The following is a 17,789-nucleotide window of genomic DNA, read 5'->3' on the forward strand; positions in this document are numbered from 1 at the left end:
CGGCTGTCGCCCGGATGGGGTCCGTCGTCACCGGACCCGCGGCTCGGAGGTAGACGCCGGCAGCAGATCGGGCAGCGCCCGGTGCACCAGCGTGGCGACGATCGCCGCCAGGACGATCTTGATCAGGTCACCGGGAACGAAGACCAGTGACTGGATGAAGCCGGACCACAGGTCCCCGACCACCAGCCCGAGTACCGGCATCCCGATCAGATAGGACCCGAGCATCCCGGCGAGACAGGCGACCAGCAGCACCGGGAGCGTCCGGGTCCTGACTCGCTGCACGATCAGGCCGGTGACCAGCGCGGACAGCAGCCAGCCCACGAGGAAGCCGGCGCTGGGCCCGACGAACGGTGCCAGCCCACCTCGGCCGCCGGACAGCAGCGGAAGGCCGATCGCGGTGAGCGCGAGGAGCAGCGCCACCGACGCGGTGCCGAGCTTCCAGCCGAGGATGGCACCGGCGAGGACCGGGCCCGCGTTCTGCAGCACGATCGGGACGCCTGCGACACCTCCGAAACCGGGGAAGAGGCCGAGCACTGCGATGAATGCGGCGAACACCACGACCCGCGCGAGATCGGCGGCGGGCAAAGTGGAGCGGGATCCGGACACGCGCGAAGGTTAGGTCACACAGGCGTGTCACCGGCACCTCGTGCGGGCGGTATCACCGCGTCACGATCGTGCCGTGGACCCCGCGACGGGGAGTGGGGTGAGGGCTGCTGAGCCCACGTGTCGGTCAGAAGGGCGGCTCCGCGACGTCCTCGGTGAACCGTGCCTTCGCTGCATCGCCCGCATCGCCCGCCTCGCGGGCCCACGGGCTCGGCCCACGGACCGGCGCCGCGTCGGCCCGGACCGGCCCGACCGGTGAGGGCTCCGCCTCGTAGACGTGGCCGGACGGGGTCGTCCAGACGAGGGTGCCGTTCGGCTGCAGCTCGACGTGCCAGCCCGGCATGTGCTTGAGCCGGTGGTGGGGCCGGCAGAGCGGGCTGGTGTTGGCTGCGGACGTCGGCCCGGTGCCGCGCACCGGATCGAACGGGACGACGTGGTCGATGTCGCACCGGTGCGCCGGCGTCCGGCAGCCGGGGTGGGCGCAGCAGCCGTGCCGCGACCGCACCAGCCGGGCGAGGTGGGCCGGTGGGCGGTAGCGCTGCGTTCCGTGGTCGAGGACCTTCCCGGTGATCGGATCGGTGACGAGCCGATCCCACACGGAGCCGGGATCGAAGGCGAGGGCCCGGGCGTCCTCGGCGGGGATCGGGCCGTAACCGGCCAGCTCGGCCGGCTCGTCGCCGGCTCCGCTGAGGGTGTCGATCGGGACGGTCACGTGGATGTTCACTCGCACGGCGTTACGGACGAACGGGCTGCCGTCAGCGGGGGCGGGGGCTACCCCAGGGATCTCGATCGGCTCCGTTCGTGCGGCGCCGATGGCGAGTGCGGTGCCGGCGCTCACCCGGCCGGTGTCGTGCAGCACCAAGTCTACCAGCGCGTCGGCCCGCCGGGCGTCCATGCTGCGGGGATCGGTGCTGCCGCAGGCGCGGGCGTGCTGGTCGACCACGGCGAGAATGCCGGTCGCCGCGGCGGCGGGCAGGAACGCCCGCAACGTGGCCATGCCGTCGGCCTCGGCCTGCACCCGCACCCCGCGATCGAGGGTCCGGCGCTCGCGGCGCCGGGCCCGCACAGCCTCGGGAAGCCCGGTCAGGAACCGGCGGATCGCCGCACGCAGCTGGCCGGTCGTCTGCTCCGGAGCCTTCGGCAGCACGCGGGTGAGGAGCTGCTCGGTCAACTCCGGTGTCAGATCGGCCGCCGCGTCGACCAGGAGCGTGATCTTCGGCCGGGACAGCAGGCCGGCCCGGGCGAGCTCAGCGGCCGGTGCGAGCTCCGGGGCGGCCAGGCCGCGGGCCTCGTCGACCCGGTACCAGGCGGATCCGGTGGTCAGCCGGAGCATGAGCCGCAGTTCCGCGACGATCGACTGGAGCGCGTCGGGCACCGTGTCGAACAACCCCAGCGGCGGATCAGTGGCGGGATCGTGGCGGGCGAGGTGCTCGGCCATCGCGGACTCGGCACCGTCGACCAGGGCGGCGATCTCGCCGTTCTGCAGCGCCTGCAGCCTGTTGATCACCCGCTCGAACGCGCCGATGCGCTCCAGCCGCTCGGCGGAAGCAGCGCCGGGCTCGGGTAATCGCTCGAGGACCGCCACCACTGTGGAATCGGGTGGCACCTCCGACCAACGGACGGACTCGTGGGCCGAGGTCGCGGGATTCGAAGCGCTGGTGGCGGCACCTGTATCGAACATGTGGTCGATTCTGGCGGGTGCCCCTGACAGTTTCGGGCGGTCGGGGAGCGAGCGCGGGGCACTTCACTCGAATGGTGCAACCTGCGTCCGCAGGTGGTCGGCGGGATCCCAGGCTGAGGCACGACACAGCGGCGCCCCGGCAAGGGGCAGAGCGACGAAGACCGGCCCATCCCGACGACGGCCGGGGGCACCGACACGCCCCCACCGGGCCGAAACAGCGGTCAGAGGATGCGGCGCAGCGTACGGAATCCGTCGTCGTCCGGGCCGGTCCCGTCGTCGACATATCCGGCGCGGGCGAACAGCCTGGCCGAGGCGGTGTTGTCCCGGTGCACCACCGCGATCAGCGGGGTACCGGTGCCGGTCCGTTCCCGCAGGGCGTCCTCACCGGCCCGCAGCAGAGCCCCGGCGAGCCCGCCCCCGCGTCGCTCCGGCGCGACGGTGATCGACACCTCCCAGCCGGTGCAGTCGCGGTCCCAGCGGACGGTGCCGACGGGGCCGTCGGCGTCGGAGACGACGAGCAGGTGGCGGTCCTCGCGGTCCAGCGATCCGGCGAGCCACCGGCGGTGGGTGTCCAGGTCGATCTCGTCGCCGGACCGTGAGCTGCGACGGGTGTCCGGGTCGTTGCGCCAGGCCAGGAGGAGCTCGGCGTCGGCGAGGGTCGCCAGGCGTGAGCGCAGCGCTGGTGCGGGCTGAGCTTGCGAGCCCAGGGCTTGTGAGTGCTGGGCTGGTGACTGCTGGGCTTGTGAGGGCAGGGCTTGTGAGGGTTGGGCTTGCGGGTGAGGGGCTTGTGAGGGCAGGGCTTGTGAGGGTTGGGCTTGCGGGTGAGGGGCTTGTGAGGGCAGGGCTTGTGAGGGTTGGGCTTGCGGGTGAGGGGCTTGTGAGGGCAGGGCTCGTGAGGGTCGGGCCTGCGAGTGCGGGGCTTGTGCGGGCAGAGCTGCGGGCCGTTCGTCGGGCGCGGCCGCCGGACGATCGCCCGCCTCGTCCCGACGGTGCCCGAGCGGCTCGATCCGCACCCGGTGGATGGCGACGGCGATCGCGTCCACGATCCGGCCGGCCCCATCGCCGTCCACGATCGTCCTGGCCCGGTGGGCGAGCGCGTCCCGGCCGGCGGGATCGGTGAGCAGCGCCCGCAACACCGCACCGGCCGGCTCCGGCTCGGCGAGATCGCCGATCCCGCCCAGCCCTGCCGCGGCACCGCTCGCGACGACCGTCCGGTACCCGTCGGTCTGGTTGTCGGCGGCGAGCACCAGCGCCATCGGGACGCCGACGCAGCACAGCTCCCACACCGTCGTCCCGGCCGCGCTGACCACCAGGTCGGCGGCGGCCATCGCGGCGGGCAGATCGGACAGCGGGGCGACCGCCCGGAAGCGTGCGGCCCCGCCCGCGGGCAACTCCGGCGACCGGCCCGGCGGCACGACGACGTCGACCTCGGCGGGCGCACCGGCCGCGGCGAGCGCGGCGACGACCCGGGGGAGCAGTCCCGCCGCGTCGGTCCCGCCCATCACCACGAGCACCCGCGGCGGATCCCCGGCCGGGGCCCCGGCGTTCCGGACCTGCCGGGCCCGCCGGGCGGCCGTCCGCAACGGGGCGAAAGCGGGACCGCGGAGCAGCAGCGAGCTGCCGTCGTCGGGCCGGGGTTGCTCGTCGGCGCCGAGATTGGGATCGACGACGACGTCGCCCGGCCGTCTTCCGGTGGCGAAGTCCTCCACGGTGGACAGCGCGATCCCGGCCGCGTTCAGCGGATCGCGCAGGTCGTCGCCGAGCAGGTAGTGGTCGACGTGCACGGCGTCGATCCGGTGCTCGCGGGCGAGCCCGGCCAGCGCACCGCTGTCGTCCGCGGGGGGCAGCACCGTGCCGGGCGGGCCGGTGGTGAGCCCGGCCCACAGCCAGTCCAGGCCGTCGAGCCGCCCGGACCAGAACACCTCGTGTCCGGCCGCGGTGGCGGCCTCGGCGACCGCAGCGCACCGCACGGTGTGCCCGACACCGGTCGACGGGCCGGCGTCGCAGCGCAGCAGCAGACGCATCGCGATCAGCCCTCCGCGAGGGACTTCTGGCGGACGTGCGCGTTGCGCTCCACCAGATCCGGCCGGGACCGCAGCACCGACACCACCGAACGCCAGCCGGTGCGGCCGTCGAGCGCCTCCACCAGCCCCTGGAGGGCGTGCAGGTCGTCGGGGGTGTCCAGGGTGACCCGCAGGTCGTCGGCGGCGGGGGCGACGACGAGGCCGAGGCAGCGGAACCGCTCCGGGTCGCCGTAGAGCCCCGAGGTCACGTGCACCCGGTCGTAGCCGGTGGCGGTGGCGTCCAGCGCGCGCAGCGCGGGCACCGTGGCCAGCTCGACGTCCAGGCCCCGCGGCAGCGTGCGGACCAGCGTCGTCGCCACGTAGTCGTGCTCCGGCGCGGACCGCCAGGTCGCGGCGACCAGGCCGACCAGCTCGGGATCGAGCAGCGGGCAGTCGGCAGTGAGTCGCACCACGGCGTCGCACGGGTGCTCGCCGGCGGCCTGCACGAACCGGGACAACACGTCGTCCTCGGAACCGCGAACCACCCCGACGCCGAGCCCCGATGCGTGCTCGGCGACCGCGTCGTCAGCGGCGGCGGTGGACGTCGCGACCAGCACGTCGTCGACGCCGTGCGCGGCCCGGGCGGCATCGACGACCCGGTCCAGCACGGGACGTCCGCCGAGTTCCCGCAGAACCTTGCCGGGGAGCCGGGTCGAGCCGGTCCTGGCCTGAACGACCGCGTTGATCCGCACCTGCTGCCTTTCCTCCGAGTACCCGCGTGCCATCATGCCGGGCGGGAGAAATCCGCGGATCTGGAGGCGTGATGTCGGTTCTCAAGGGCTCGTCGGTCCTGGTCACGGGCGGGACGGGGTCCTTCGGCAAGGCGTTCGTGCGCACGCTGCTGGACCACTACGACCCGCGCCGCCTGGTCATTCTGTCCCGGGACGAGCTGAAGCAGTACGAATGCCGGTCGCTGTTCGGTGACGACCCGCGGCTGCGCTGGTTCCTCGGTGACGTCCGTGACCAGGCGCGTCTGCGCCGGGCCATGCACGGCGTCGACTACGTGGTGCACGCCGCCGCGCTGAAGCAGGTCGACACCGCCGAGTACAACCCGTTCGAGTTCATCCGGACGAACGTCGAGGGCTCGCAGAACGTCGTCGAGGCCGCGATCGACTCCGGCGTGAAGAAGGTCGTCGCGCTCTCGACGGACAAGGCGTCGTCGCCGATCAACCTCTACGGCGCCACGAAGCTGTGTGCCGACCGGCTGTTCGTGAGCGCGAACCACTACGCGGCCGCCTACGAGACACGGTTCGCCGTCGTCCGGTACGGCAACGTGCTGGGCTCGCGCGGCTCGGTCGTGCCGCTGTTCAAGAAGCTGGCCGCCGAGGGTCAGTCGTTGCCGATCACCGACAAGCGCATGACCCGGTTCTGGATCACGCTGCCGGACGCGGTCAAGTTCGTCATCGACTCCTTCGACCGGATGCAGGGCGGCGAGCTCTACGTGCCGCGCATCCCGTCGATGCGGATGACCGACCTGGCCGAGGCCATCGCGCCCGGCGCGGCCACCCACGAGATCGGGATCCGGCCCGGCGAGAAGCTGCACGAGGAGATGATCGCCGCGGACGACTCGCGGCGGACCCTGCGCCTCGACGACCGCTACGTGGTCGAGCCCTACATCGCCGGCTGGGGCTACACCTCCCCGGCCGACGGCGAGCCGGTGCCGGACGGGCAGGCGTACCGCAGCGACACCAACGACCTGTGGCTCTCCCCGCAGCAGCTTCGCGAGATGGTCGAGGCGCTCGACTAGATGCTTCCCTACGGACGCCAGTCGATCTCGGCCGAGGACGTCGAGGCCGTCACCGCGGTCCTCGGCACCGACTGGCTGACCACCGGTCCCGCGGTCACCCGGTTCGAGGAGGACCTGGCCGCGCACGCCGGCGGGAACACCGCGGTCGCGGTCACCTCCGGCACGGCGGCGCTGCACGTCGCCTACGCCGCGGCCGGGGTCGGGCCGGGGTGCGACGTCGTCGTGGCCCCGCTGACGTTCGTCGCGACGGCGAGCGCCGCGGCGCTGCTCGGCGCGAACGTGGTGTTCGCCGACGTCAGCCCGGACACCGGCAACCTCGATCCGGACGCCGCGAAAGCCGCGATGACGCCGTCGACCGCTGTGCTCGCCGGGGTCGACTACGCGGGCCACCCGATCGACGCGGACCCGCTGCGCGAGATCGCGCACGAGGCGGGCGCGCTGCTGCTCGAGGACGCCGCGCACTCGGTCGGCGGGAGCTGGCACGGCCGCCCGGTCGGCGATCTCGCCGACCTGACGACGCTGAGCTTCTTCCCGACCAAGAACCTCACCACCGCCGAGGGCGGCGCCGTCGTGTCGCCGCGGGCCGATCTCGTCGCGGGTGCGCGCTCGTTCCGCAACCACGGCCTCGTCCGGGACAAGGCGGCGCAGCGGTTCCCGGACGAGGGGCCGTGGCACCAGGAGGTGCATGCGTTCGGGCTGAACTACCGGCTGCCCGACCTGCTCGCCGCGCTCGGATCGTCCCAGCTCACCCGGCTGGCGGCGTTCACCGCGCGGCGCGCGGAGATCCACGCCCGGTACGACGCCGCGCTCGCCGACGTCGCCGAGGTGCGCACCCCGGCCCGGCGGGACGGCGCCGAGCCCGCCTGGCACCTCTACCCGCTCCGGGTGCTCGACGGCCGCCGCCGGGCGCTGTTCGAGTACCTGCGCGAGCAGGGCATCGGGGTGCAGGTCAACTACATCCCCGCCTACTGGCACCCGGTGTTCGCCGATCTCGGCTACCGCCGCGGTCTGTGCCCGAACGCCGAGGAGTACTACGCGCAGCAGATCTCGCTGCCGCTGTTCCCGGACCTGACCGACGCCGACGTCGACCGGGTCGCCCAGCTGGTGCGGGAGTTCTTCGGGCACCGGGAGTGAGCACGGTGAACGCGAGCAGGGAGGTCCTGGGCCGCGGTTCGCTCTACACCCTCGGGACGGTCGCGCCGATCCTGGCGAACGTCCTGGTCACCCCGATCGTGACCCGGGTGCTCGGCCGCGGCGAGTACGGCGTGGTCGCCATCGGGCTGATCCTGGTGCAGGTCGGCGCGATGGTCGTCGGGTTCGGCCTGGCGGCGTCGATCACCCGGCACGGGATCCTGGAACGCTCCGGGGTCGCCGGTGCCCGCGCGCTGGTGCTGCAGGGCACCGCGCTGTCCACCCTGCTCGTCGTCGCCGCGATGCTCACCGGGCCGCTGTGGGGCCCGCCGGTGCTGTCCGTCCCGTGGCAGCCCGGGCTGACCTGGGCGGCGCTGGCGGCGGCCGGATTCGTCGCCGTGCTGAACGCCCAGTCGCTGCTGCGGGTACAGGACCGGCCGGTGCCGTTCGTGGTGATGTCGGCCGTCGCGACGCTGGGTGGCCCGCTGATCGGGCTCGCGCTGGTCAGCTGGCACGCCAGTGACGCCGACGACTACCTGTTCGGCCTGCTGCTCGGCTATCTCGCCGCGGGTCTGGCCGGGATCGCGCTGGCCCTGCACGGCGGCCGCCCGCGCAGCGAACGCGGCGACCTGCTCAAGGCGCTGCGGGTCGGGCTGCCCGCGGTGCCGCACCTGGTCGCGCTGCTGCTCGTGCAGAACGCGCTGGTGCTGATCGTGACCCGGTACTTCGGCGCCGAGGACGGTGGCCGGATGCAGATCGCGCTGCTGCTCGGCGCGGCCCCGGCGCTGATCGTGTCCGCGCTGAACAACGCCTGGGCGCCGGTCGTCTACCGGACCGCCCCCGAGGAGCGCGGCGCGGCGGTGGAGCGGACCGCCCGGGACGTCGCCGCGGTGACCGTCGCGCTCTCCGGCGGCGTCGCGCTGCTGGCGCCGTTCCTGCTGCGCTTCCTCGCGCCCGCCGAGTTCGATCCGGTCGAGCTGGTCCCGGTCGCCGGGGTGACGGCGATCGGCGCCGTCGTGAGCGTCGCCTACCTGGCGAACGTGCACCTGGTGTTCGCGTCCGGACGCAGCGGTGGGCTGGCGTTCGCGAGCCCGCTCAGCCTGCTCGCCGGGCTGGTCGCGGCGGTGCCGCTGGCCTGGACCGGATCGATGACGGCGGTCGCGATCGGGTTTCCGGTGACGTACCTGGCTCTGGCCGTGGGGACGTCGCTGCTGCGCCGCCGGGTGTCCGAGACCCGCTGGCGGGAGGCGGCGCTGCTCGGGCCGATCGTCGCCGGGTTCGTGCTCTGCGGCGGGGCGGCGCTGCTCCCGGCCGAGGGTGCCGGCTGGCTGGCGACCAGGTTCGGGCTGGCGGTGCTGCTGGGGGTCGTGCTGCTGTGGCTGGTCCGGCGGATCTGGCGGCGGTGACGGGGGCGGCCGGTCCGGATCAGGCGGCCCGGGGCGCGCCCGGCCCACGACGCGGCGGGTCGATCCCGGTCCCGATCCCAGCCCCGACCCCGGTCCCGGTCCTGCTCACGGGCGCGGCAGCGCCTCCGCCGGGTCCTCGGTCGTCACCGGTGTGCGGAGGCCCTTCGGCAGCGGCCGCGGCAGCGCCGCGAGCGGGTTGCGCAGCCACAGCATCGGGCTGAAGCTGCCCGCCGACATCGCCTGCGTGCTCTGTTCCGAGCGCTTCGTCAGACCCAGCACCATCGCGGCCTTGGCCAGCGGCGACGCCGCGTAGTACTGGATTCCGGGGCCCACGTTCGGGGTGCGGCCCCAGCCCAGCGCGGCGCGCAGTGCGTCCGGCTCCAGCAGCGCGTCGGCCCCCAGCTCCCGGCGGGCCAGCGCGGTCGCCGCGTCGTCCGCATCGGCGGCCCCGGTGTCCGGCCGCTCTCCGCTCGCCGGATCGGCGGTGTGGAACTCCGGCCAGGTCGCACGCAGCTCGTCGACCGCCGACGCCGACTGCGCACCGAACGTCAGCGGATCGCCCCAGACGGCCGCCGGGGCGCCGATCGCGGCGGCGTAGAGCACCGCGGTGGACAGCCGGTTCGACGACACCCGGCTGGCGTTGCCGATCAGGTGCATGATCCGCAGCAGGAACCGCGGATCGTCCCGGCGGCCGGCGGTGACCAGCCGATGCCCGGCGTCCGACCAGGCCGAGGTGATCTCCGGGTCGGTGAGGTCCTCGTGGTGCATGCACACCGTGGACGGCCCGTCGACCTTCGCGACCTGCCGGGCCAGGTCGGCGTGCGCGCCGGTGACCCGGACCAGCCGGGTGCCGTGGAACGGGACGAACACCGGGCCCAGCCGGTCCGAGCGCGACCAGCCCTGCGCCTGCAGCAGCCGTTCCAGGTACAGCACGGGGGCGCCGACCGCGGTGGTCGCCCGGGTCTCGTCGTCGGGGGACCAGCCGCGGCAGCCGTGCGACCAGACCAGCAGCCTGCGCTGCCGCGGGTCCTCACCGACGCGCGGGAAGTCCGCGAAATGCGCCGCGACCGGGCTGGTCGCCGTCCAGCCGTGCTGCAGCAGCCCGGCGATGTGCCGGGGCCGGGACAGGCCCGCGTAGGCGGCCAGCACGGCCGAGTGGCCGTAGTAGTGGTTCTGGATGTCCAAGGCCGTGCTCCGGATCGCTGCTGGTCGTGGTGTGGTCGGCGCCGGGCGATCCTAACGAGGCCCTCGACCGGCGGCCGCGGGGCACGACGGGGTCCGGGCTGCAGCTCCGCCGCCGCTCCGTCCGTGCACGTTCCGCTGACCAGGAGGCACCGCCCGGCCCTCGGGGCGCTGTGGGCGCACCGGGTGACACCGGATCACCGAGGCGGCCCGGGGCCGCCTCGGTGCGGCCCGTTACGGTCGCGTGCGTGCCTGCGCCGACCGTCGACGTGATGCTCCCGTTCTTCGGGGACCCCTACCTGCTCCGCCGGGCGGTCCGCAGCGTGCAACGGCAGGACCGCGCCGGCTGGCGGCTCACCGTCGTCGACGACGGCTACCCCGACGACACCATCGAGCCCTGGTTCGCCGGTCTCGGCGACGACCGCATCCGCTACCGGCGCAACCCGCAGCGGCTCGGCGCGCAGGGCAACAACCGGTACTGCATCGAGCACGTCGAGCTCGAGTACTTCGTGATGATGGGCGCCGACGACCTGATGCTGCCGCACTACCTGGACACCGTGCTGGCGCTGCACGACCGCTGGCCGGACGCCGCCGTCGTCCAGCCGGGGGTGTCGGTGATGGACGACCGGGACCAGGCCGCCCGGCCGCTCGCCGACCGGGTGAAGGCGCTGCTGTCGCCGTCCGGGTCGGGGCCCCGCGAGGTCGCGGGCGAGGATCTCGCGGTCAGCCTGCTGCGCGGGAACTGGCTCTACAACCCGTCACTGTGCTGGCGTACCGCCTCGGTCCGCGGGGTGACGATGCCGGAGTCCTCGGACGTGTTCGACCTGGCGCTGCCGCTGCAGGTGGTCGCCGAGGGCGGCTCGATGGTCGTCGACGACCACGTGTGCTTCCGCTACCGGCGGCACCGCACCAGCGACTCCGGCTCCGGCGCGGCTGCCGGGAACCGGTTCGCCGAGGAGCGGCGCTTCTTCGCCGCGGAGGCCGACCGGATGGCCGCCCGTGGCTGGCACCGGGCCGCGCGTGCGGCGCGGGTGCACGTGTCGTCCCGGCTGAACGCGGCCGTGCAGGTGCCGGGGGCACTGCTGCGGCGCGATCCCGGCGCGTTGCGCGCGCTGGGGACGCACCTGCTCACCCGGTGAGACCCAGCAGCCGAGTCACCCAGCGGGAGTAGGTCTGGTCGAACCGCCCGTCGGTGGCGGCGTCGGCCTCGGCGATCCGGCGTTCGATGGCGGTCCGCACCTGATCCGCGACGTCCCGGTCGGCGTAGACCTGCTGGTAGTAGGCCGGCCGCGCCCGTACGACGGCGACGAGCTCGCGATCGCCGACCGCGGTGGGGAGGTCGGTGTTCCACGACGTGGTTTGCAGCTCCGGGGTCGGCCCGGTCGCGATGAGCACCGTCGGGTCGTCGGCGAGCAGTACGTCGGTGGGGCTCGCGCCGTGCCCGATGCGCTCGTCGTTGAGGCCGATGTAGTCGGTCGCGCGCCAGCCGGAGAAGTAGGGAATCGCGCCGGCATCGCTCATGGCGACGGTCTGCCGGTCGGCCGGGAGATCGGTGTCGGCGAGCCCCAGGCCGATGGCGATGTGGACCCGGTGGAGGTCCTGGCCGTAGTTCACCATCGTCGGGCCGTCCGGCTGCAGGAAGCCTGCGACGCTCGTCCAGGCGACGGCGACGGCGGCACCTGCCACGGCGAGCCGTCGCCGTCCCACCGCATCGAGGGTCCATGCGGCGGCGAGACAGAGCACCGGGAACCCGTGCCACGCGAACCGGGACAGGTAGTCCATCGCCGGAGCGGTGAGCGCCGGGATGGCGTACAGCGCGAGGCAGCTCGCCAGCGCCAGCGCCACGAGCGGGGCGGTCGTCCGCCGGAACAGCCCGGCGACGGCCAGCAGGAGCAACGGCAGCAGCAGCGCGAGGGTGGTGCGGATCCAGCGGCCGTCGGTCGCGGCCTCCACCCCGACCTTCACGTAGAAGGTGTTCGGCAGTGAGTGCCCGAAGTACGACCACCGCCATGCCATGTAGGCACCACCGAGCGCGCCGGCCACAGCCAGTGCGGTCCAGGCGCGACGGTCCCGCCGCCGCAGCCAGAGCCACACGGCCAGCGGCGGTGCGACGGCGAGGATGCCGTCGGGCCGCAGCATCCCGGCGATCAGGAACAGCGCCGGGAGTTCAGCGGGACGGACGACGGTGTCCCGGTCCCGCAGCAGGCGTGCGGTGACGACGACCGCACGCAGCACCACGAGGGCGAACGGCGCCGTCTCCAGGCCGCTGTCGACGTGGATCCAGGTCGGGAGGAAGAGCACGAACGCGCCGAGGGCAGCGGCTGCGCCGGTGCGGCTCCGTGGTTCGGTCGCGAGGACCCAGACGATCGCCGCCGCGCACGCCGCGGCGGTCAGCTTCGAGATCATCGGCAGCGGGATACCCAGCCACACCCACGGGACGTGCCAGAGCATCCAGAGGAAGTTGGTGTAGCCCTCGACCGGGTCCTCGCCGGGGTTCCAGGTCGGCCCGAACCCGTCGGCGAGGTTCGTCGTGTAGCGGTAGGTGATGTAGGCGTCGTCGACCGTCACCGACCAGCATGCCCAGATGCCGACCCCGAGCGCGGCGAGCGCTGCGAGGAACAGCGCGGACCGGGCCCGGCTCGGGCGTGAGGTGGCGCCGCGATCGCGCTCGGCGGGCGGGCGGGAGACGCGGAGCATGCGTGCAGTCTGCACCGGTCGCATTGCGGCGGTGTCGAGCGGCGGTGGGCTGCAGGGCACCGAGCCGGAGTCGGGGGCCGGCTCGGTCAGCGCACCGGTGCAACGCCGGTCCGGATCGGTGCTGTGCGGGCCCCTGCCCCGAGTCGGTCCCGCGCCGGTATCGCGGTCACGGCACCGGTGCGACGTCCGTCCGGACCAGCACCGCGTACGGCCCGACGTCGCGTCGCTGCCACGCCGGATCCTCGAACAGTCGGGGGTCGAACGTCGCGGGCGGGGCCCCGGCGTCCGGGTCCGGGAACCGGTCCACCGACGTGGGGAGCTGCAGGTCACCGTCCGGGGTCCGGTCGAACACGAACACCGACGGTGCGCGGAACCGGCTCCCGTCGAGCGCCGCGAGCAGCTGCCCCGGCCCGGCGGCGGTCGCCCAGCGGCGCAGCTCGTCGGTGCGCGCCGGGAAGTCCGCGAGCGGGTTCGCGTACTGGGCGACCGAGGTCTGGAACGCGAAGTAGGGGGTGTAGGTGAGCAGCTTCTGGTTCGCGCTCGCCACCACGACCTCCCGCGGCGGACGCCCGGTCAGCCCGTCGACCGTGCCGCGCAGCTCACCCAGCCATGCGTCCGCGTCGGCCGGGTCGCGGCTGCCGTCGGGCCGGGTGCCGTCGGGCCGCTGGTCCTGCGCGGTGCCGGCCCACGCGTAGGTCTGCGGGACGGTCTGGACCTGCGCGACGACGGCGATCGCCGCCAGCACGGCGACCACCGCGACGGCGGGGCGGGCCCGGTGCCGGTCGGCCCCGGCACCCGGGTGCACACCGGCGGTGGGCGCGGCCGGTCCGGTGACCCGGCGTACACCCGCGGCCGGTCCGGTGAGCGGGTGCCTACCGGTGGCGAGCGCGGCCGGTCCGGTGAACGCAGGACCGGTGCCGGGCGGCGCCGCGGCGCGGGGCGCACCGCCGCGGCCGCGCAGCCACCGCAGTGCGTCGGCCGCTGCCCACACCGCCCCGCAGGCGAGCGCCGCGGTGATGATCGGCTCGATCCGGAATGCCAGCAGCGTCGTCCCGGCGGCCAGTACCAGCGTCGACAGCAGGTACCAGGCGTAGCCGCAGGCCGCCGTCACGCCGAGCCCGCGGGCCACCGGCGACCGATCGGCGCGGGCCACGATCCACACCGTCCCCACCAGGCACAGCGCGCCGAGCGCGGTCGGCTCCAGCATCGGCAGCGGCCAGCGCGACCCGGTCTCGGCGAGGAAGTGCTGGCCGGCGCTGTGGGTGGGTTCGCCGGCCGACGCGATCAGGTAGGGCAGCCAGTGCACCAGGGTGAGCGGCAGCGCGGCGGCGAGCACGACACCGACCGTCGTGGCGAGCGGTACCGGCCGGGCCGTCCGGGTGAGCAGACCGTCGACGGCCAGCACGGTCAGCACGAACCCGGCGAACACCAGGATCTGGGTGTGCGTGATCGCGGCGATCCCGAGGACCACGCCGACCAGCAGGGCGGTGCGCAGCCACGGCACCCCGGCGCGGCGGCGCACCAGGCGCATCCCGAGCACCGCCAGCGGCGGCACCAGCGCCGCGGTCAGCCAGGAGTACGGGGTGTACGCGGCGAGCGTCGCCAGCCCGGCGAGGGTGGTCGCGACCGCGGCGCCCAGCGCCCGGCGCCGCGTCGTGACCAGCGACCACAGCGCGTACGCGAGCACCGCGGTGACGGCGAGCGTCGCCAGCGAGAACACCTTGTGGAACGCCCAGGCCTCCACCCCGAGCAGGGCCGACGCGCGTCCGCCGATCCAGAACCAGGCCGCCGGGTAGTACGGCGGGAGATCGGCGTAGGCGAAGTCGGCGAGCCGGGCCGAGTCGGCGAACCGGGTCAGGAACTGGACCCGGAACTGCTGGTCCCCGGAGACCCCGAACAGGTAGTGCGGCGTGTTCGCCAGGAACAACGCCAGCGGCCACGCCGGCAGTGCGGCCAGCCCCACCCAGCTCAGCGGCACCGCGAACCGCGGGCTCAGCGCGGCGGCGGCGAGCAGCGCGGCGATCGCGGCGCCGCCGGACGCGGTGATCGCCAGCGCGACGTTCGATCCGGCCGGGATCGGGAGGGCGTCGACCAGCAGCACGATCCCGGCGACCACGGCGATCGCGACCGCCGGGCCGAGGAGCAGGTCGGCCGGCGCTGCCGGCCGCCGCTGCACAGGGGGCCACGGCGCCGCGCCCGGGCCGCTCGCGTCGCCCGGGCGGGGCCCACCCCACCCGTCGGCACCCGCTCCGCCCCGCTCGTCGCCCGGCACGTCGGTCAGGCCGGCTTCTTCACCGCGACGACCAGGAACGCCTTCGAGATCGCCCACAGTGCGGGGAACCGGCGCAGTGCGCGCACCCCGGTCGAGTAGAGCGCGGATCCGCCGCCCTCGGCGAGACTGACGTCGCCGGGCACGGTGAACCGGGCGTCCAGCTCGGGCCGCTGCGCGAGCAGCTTGCGCATCCGCAGGTAACCGGGCGCGTAGCTGGCGTCGGTGTAGTCGCTGCCGCGGCCGGAGAGCCGCAGGTAGCGGTTCGCCAGCGGCAGCGGCAGCCACGCCAGGAACGGCAGCGAGTAGTGCGCCTCGATCGGCCACCACCGGTTCGGCACCAGGATGTAGGCGACGCCGCCGGGCCGCAGGCAGGCCGAGATGCGCTCCAGCGCGTCCGGCTGGTCGTCGAGGTGCTCGAGGACGTTGTCGAGCACGGCCACGTCGAACGCGCCGGCGTCCGGACCGTGCCCGAACTCGCCGATGCCCTGCACGCGGAAGGTGAAGTTGTCGGCACCGCCCTCCTGCGCGAGCGTGTTCGCCTCGGCGGCGAGCGCGCCGTTCGGCTCGATGCCGACGACCTCGCGGCACAGGCCGGCCAGCTCCAGCGCCGTGTACCCGTAGCCGCAGCCGATGTCGGCCACCCGGCACTCGGCGAACGGCCGGTCCAGGAACGGCTCCGTGGTGATGGCGATCTGCTTCGCGAAGCCGGTGGCGAGCCTGCGGCGTTCCACCATGCGCAGGGAGCGTTCGTACTCGGGGAGGTCGGTCTGCTCGTTCGGATCCACGTCGGGGGTGCTCTCCGTTCGGCCGGTCGGGGCACTCACCGTACGAGGGTCAGCCTTGCGGCTCCGCGACGCCCTGCGGGTCGTCGCAGGCCGTCAGCCGCCACAGCGTGGTTTCGCCATCGGCGGCGACGAACTCGAAGCCCTCGACCGGTTCGATGTCGTGCAGTCCGGGATACCAGCGCGCACCGCCGTGCCACGGCCAGAACGTGATCGGGCCGCTGAGCAGCCACTCGACCCGGGTCGCCGCCGCGGCCGCGCACACCTCGGGATCGGACGCGGCGTCGCGCAGCCGGGTGGCGAGCACCGTCTGGTCCGGGCTCCAGCTGCCGATGAGGTGCGGGAACAGGACCTCGCGGCCGGTCAGCGGATAGAGCAGCGAGTTCCCGGTGTACGGGTCGGCGGCGACCACCGCGCCTTCCGGGACGATCGTCCCGACCCGCTCCAGGAACTCGCGCTGGCCCGGTTCGAGCAACGTGTCCCCCGGCCGCTGGTACGGGCCGGCCAGCACCGAGGCGTGCGTCGAGACGTACAGCCCACCGGAGGTGAGCAGCACCAGCGCGGTGACACCCGCGGTGAGCAGTGCCGGAGCAGCCTGGCGGACCGCCGCGGGGCCGCCGGAGCGCTGCAGCGCGCGCCGCAGCAACCCGGCGACGGTGAGGACGCCGAGCACGGCCAGCGGGACGCCGGTGACCGGCACCATCGCGGCCAGCCGGAACGAGTCGTTGTACCAGGCGCCGGTCAGGCCGGCGGTGAGCGCGCCCTCCTGGGACGCGGCGAGCACGTACAGCGCGCCCGCCGCCGCGTGCGCCGGGACCAGCCAGGACGTCGCGAACCGGCGGAGCGACGCGACCGCCCCGACGAGTACCAGCGCCGCGAGCACCCAGAGCGCGGGCCGGACGTTCGTGGAGTGCAGCAGCACCTGGGCCACGGCCTCGGGGGCGGTGGTGAAGGCGGGCCAGTCGAAGCTGCGCACCCCGGCGAGCAGCGGCGAGGCCACCATCAGCCAGCCCACCAGCGCGATCCCGCCGCCGGTCACCACCAGCCCGGCCAGCGGCTGCCAGAACCGACGGGTGAACAACTGCCGGCGGGTCAGCGCCAGCAACGCCCACACCAGCGGGAACAGCGCGAGCACGGCCAGGCTGAACACCGCGTTCGGATGCGCGAACCCGAGCGCCACGGTGCCCGCGACACCGAGCGCGACCGCGCCCCCGGGGCGCAGCGCCGGATCCCGGGCCAGGTCCAGCAGCGCCGTCACCGCGGCGAGCACCGCGGGCAGCAGCGCGACGCCGAGCAGGTTCGGCCACAGCACACCGAACGCCATCAGCGCCCACGGGAACGCGGTGAACCCGGTCGCGAGCACCGGCGCGGCGAACGCGGCACCCGCCGACCGGCCGACGACGTGCCGGGTGAGCAGCAGCGCCGACAGCGGGAACACCACCGCGGGCACCGCCCACGCGGTCAGGTTCGCGGCGACCGGGACACCCGAGCCGGAGCTCATCGCCACCAGCGCGACCAGTCCGTGCCAGGCGGCCGGGTAGAACGCCTCCGACCGGGTCGGGCTGGTCAGCGTGCCCAGGGTCAGCGACGACGCGTCCCCGGTCCCCAGTACGTGCGCGATCGCCGAGTAGTGGAAGACGGCGTCGTAGGTCGACGACAGCTGATCCACCGGGCCGAACCCGAGTACCACCGTCAGCCAGGAGATCGCGGCCGCGACCGCGGTGCCGAGCAGCGCGGCGGTGCCGGCGTACCTGCCGTCCGGTCCCTCGCGTTGCGCGGAGGTGCGCCATACCTGCGGCATCGCGGTGGTCACCTGTTCGGGGGCGCGGGCGAACCGGCCGCGCGGAGTCCGCAACCGCACCAGCGCGGCCCGCGCCCGGCGGGCGGGCTCCCAGGTGCGCAGCGCCGGACCCCAGCCGCGGTGCAGCGCGCTCCCGGCCGGGCGCCGGGCGAGGAACCCGTGGAAGACGACCACCGCCGCAGCCACCAGCAGCGCGGCGCCGATCGGGACCCACGGCCCCCAGCTGATCCCGAGGATCGTGCCGAGCACCGCGGACGTCGAGATCAGCGACACCGAGACGACCGGGGCCGCGCCCCACGCGGTGATCCCGCGCAACCCGGACAGCCGGGTCACCAGCAGGCCCGGCACCACCACCCAGAACACCACGGCGAGCGCGGCGGGCAGTGCGGACAGCCAGGTGGGTGCGGCCATCAGGGGTCGCTGC

13 protein-coding genes are annotated in these 17,789 nt (G+C 74.4%); 4 read left to right on the forward strand and 9 right to left on the reverse strand.

Annotated features, from left to right (window positions below; all coding sequences use genetic code 11):
• Window positions 1-27: 27 nt before the first annotated feature.
• The 4 genes from Pdca_RS00785 to Pdca_RS00800 form a co-directional block, all read right to left on the reverse strand.
• Window positions 28-606, reverse strand: a complete 579-nt coding sequence (locus Pdca_RS00785) for a biotin transporter BioY (RefSeq protein ID WP_085916324.1) — start codon at window positions 604-606, stop codon at window positions 28-30.
• Between the two features lie 124 nt (window positions 607-730).
• On the reverse strand, window positions 731-2,188 hold the full coding sequence (locus tag Pdca_RS00790; RefSeq protein ID WP_158092343.1) for an HNH endonuclease signature motif containing protein: 1,458 nt from the start codon (window positions 2,186-2,188) through the stop codon (window positions 731-733).
• Window positions 2,189-2,505: 317 nt separating this feature from the next.
• Window positions 2,506-4,308 carry a bifunctional UDP-2,4-diacetamido-2,4,6-trideoxy-beta-L-altropyranose hydrolase/GNAT family N-acetyltransferase gene (locus Pdca_RS00795; protein WP_125911185.1) on the reverse strand — a complete coding sequence of 601 codons (1,803 nt, stop codon included), beginning with the start codon at window positions 4,306-4,308 and terminating at the stop codon, window positions 2,506-2,508.
• A gap of 5 nt (window positions 4,309-4,313) precedes the next feature.
• The gene (locus Pdca_RS00800) at window positions 4,314-5,039 is read right to left on the reverse strand and encodes a cytidylyltransferase domain-containing protein (protein WP_232021352.1); all 726 of its coding nucleotides are present in this window, start codon (window positions 5,037-5,039) and stop codon (window positions 4,314-4,316) included.
• A gap of 71 nt (window positions 5,040-5,110) precedes the next feature.
• On the opposite strand from Pdca_RS00800, the gene pseB reads away from it, so the two are divergent.
• Genes pseB through Pdca_RS00815 form a run of 3 tightly spaced genes read left to right on the forward strand, consistent with a single transcriptional unit; the run spans window position 5,111 to window position 8,631 of the window.
• Window positions 5,111-6,094 carry a UDP-N-acetylglucosamine 4,6-dehydratase (inverting) gene (pseB, locus tag Pdca_RS00805; protein WP_085911995.1) on the forward strand — a complete coding sequence of 328 codons (984 nt, stop codon included), beginning with the start codon at window positions 5,111-5,113 and terminating at the stop codon, window positions 6,092-6,094.
• Window positions 6,095-7,228, forward strand: coding sequence for a DegT/DnrJ/EryC1/StrS family aminotransferase (locus Pdca_RS00810; protein ID WP_085911994.1), 1,134 nt, complete (start codon window positions 6,095-6,097; stop codon window positions 7,226-7,228). It begins immediately after the preceding gene.
• Between the two features lie 5 nt (window positions 7,229-7,233).
• Window positions 7,234-8,631, forward strand: a complete 1,398-nt coding sequence (locus Pdca_RS00815) for a lipopolysaccharide biosynthesis protein (protein WP_158092105.1) — start codon at window positions 7,234-7,236, stop codon at window positions 8,629-8,631.
• Between the two features lie 105 nt (window positions 8,632-8,736).
• Here Pdca_RS00815 and Pdca_RS00820 read toward each other — a convergent pair whose 3' ends face one another.
• Complete coding sequence (locus tag Pdca_RS00820) at window positions 8,737-9,816, reverse strand: hypothetical protein (protein WP_085911992.1); 1,080 nt, start codon at window positions 9,814-9,816, stop codon at window positions 8,737-8,739.
• A gap of 245 nt (window positions 9,817-10,061) precedes the next feature.
• Here Pdca_RS00820 and Pdca_RS00825 point away from each other — a divergent pair, with 245 nt between their 5' ends.
• The gene (locus tag Pdca_RS00825) at window positions 10,062-10,952 is read left to right on the forward strand and encodes a glycosyltransferase family 2 protein (protein WP_232021353.1); all 891 of its coding nucleotides are present in this window, start codon (window positions 10,062-10,064) and stop codon (window positions 10,950-10,952) included.
• Here the strand turns inward: Pdca_RS00825 and Pdca_RS00830 are convergent.
• From Pdca_RS00830 to Pdca_RS00845, 4 genes are all read right to left on the reverse strand, one after another.
• The gene (locus Pdca_RS00830; RefSeq protein ID WP_085911991.1) at window positions 10,942-12,510 is read right to left on the reverse strand and encodes a hypothetical protein; all 1,569 of its coding nucleotides are present in this window, start codon (window positions 12,508-12,510) and stop codon (window positions 10,942-10,944) included. The two genes, Pdca_RS00825 and Pdca_RS00830, sit on opposite strands and share 11 nt — an antisense overlap.
• 166 nt (window positions 12,511-12,676) lie before the next feature.
• The gene (locus Pdca_RS00835; RefSeq protein WP_158092104.1) at window positions 12,677-14,686 is read right to left on the reverse strand and encodes an arabinofuranosyltransferase; all 2,010 of its coding nucleotides are present in this window, start codon (window positions 14,684-14,686) and stop codon (window positions 12,677-12,679) included.
• 101 nt (window positions 14,687-14,787) lie between these two features.
• Entirely contained in the window at window positions 14,788-15,606 is an 819-nt protein-coding gene (locus Pdca_RS00840; protein WP_125911188.1) for a class I SAM-dependent methyltransferase, read from the reverse strand.
• A 10-nt stretch (window positions 15,607-15,616) separates the two neighbouring features.
• A complete protein-coding gene (locus tag Pdca_RS00845; RefSeq protein ID WP_085911989.1) occupies window positions 15,617-17,776 on the reverse strand; it encodes a DUF6541 family protein in 2,160 nt (719 codons plus the stop codon).
• Window positions 17,777-17,789: the final 13 nt, after the last annotated feature.

Origin of the sequence: Pseudonocardia autotrophica, assembly GCF_003945385.1 — a bacterium.
In the GTDB taxonomy this organism is placed as follows: Bacteria; Actinomycetota; Actinomycetes; order Mycobacteriales; family Pseudonocardiaceae; genus Pseudonocardia; species Pseudonocardia autotrophica.

Excerpts from the sequence above, each read along its gene's own strand:
- pseB (WP_085911995.1), top strand. The coding sequence starts at position 5,111 with ATGTCGGTTCTCAAGGGCTCGTCGGTCCTGGTCACGGGCGGGACGGGG.
- Pdca_RS00830 (WP_085911991.1), bottom strand. The coding sequence starts at position 12,510 with ATGCTCCGCGTCTCCCGCCCGCCCGCCGAGCGCGATCGCGGCGCCACC.
- Pdca_RS00810 (WP_085911994.1), top strand. The coding sequence starts at position 6,095 with ATGCTTCCCTACGGACGCCAGTCGATCTCGGCCGAGGACGTCGAGGCC.
- Pdca_RS00795 (WP_125911185.1), bottom strand. The coding sequence starts at position 4,308 with ATGCGTCTGCTGCTGCGCTGCGACGCCGGCCCGTCGACCGGTGTCGGG.
- Pdca_RS00845 (WP_085911989.1), bottom strand. The coding sequence starts at position 17,776 with ATGGCCGCACCCACCTGGCTGTCCGCACTGCCCGCCGCGCTCGCCGTG.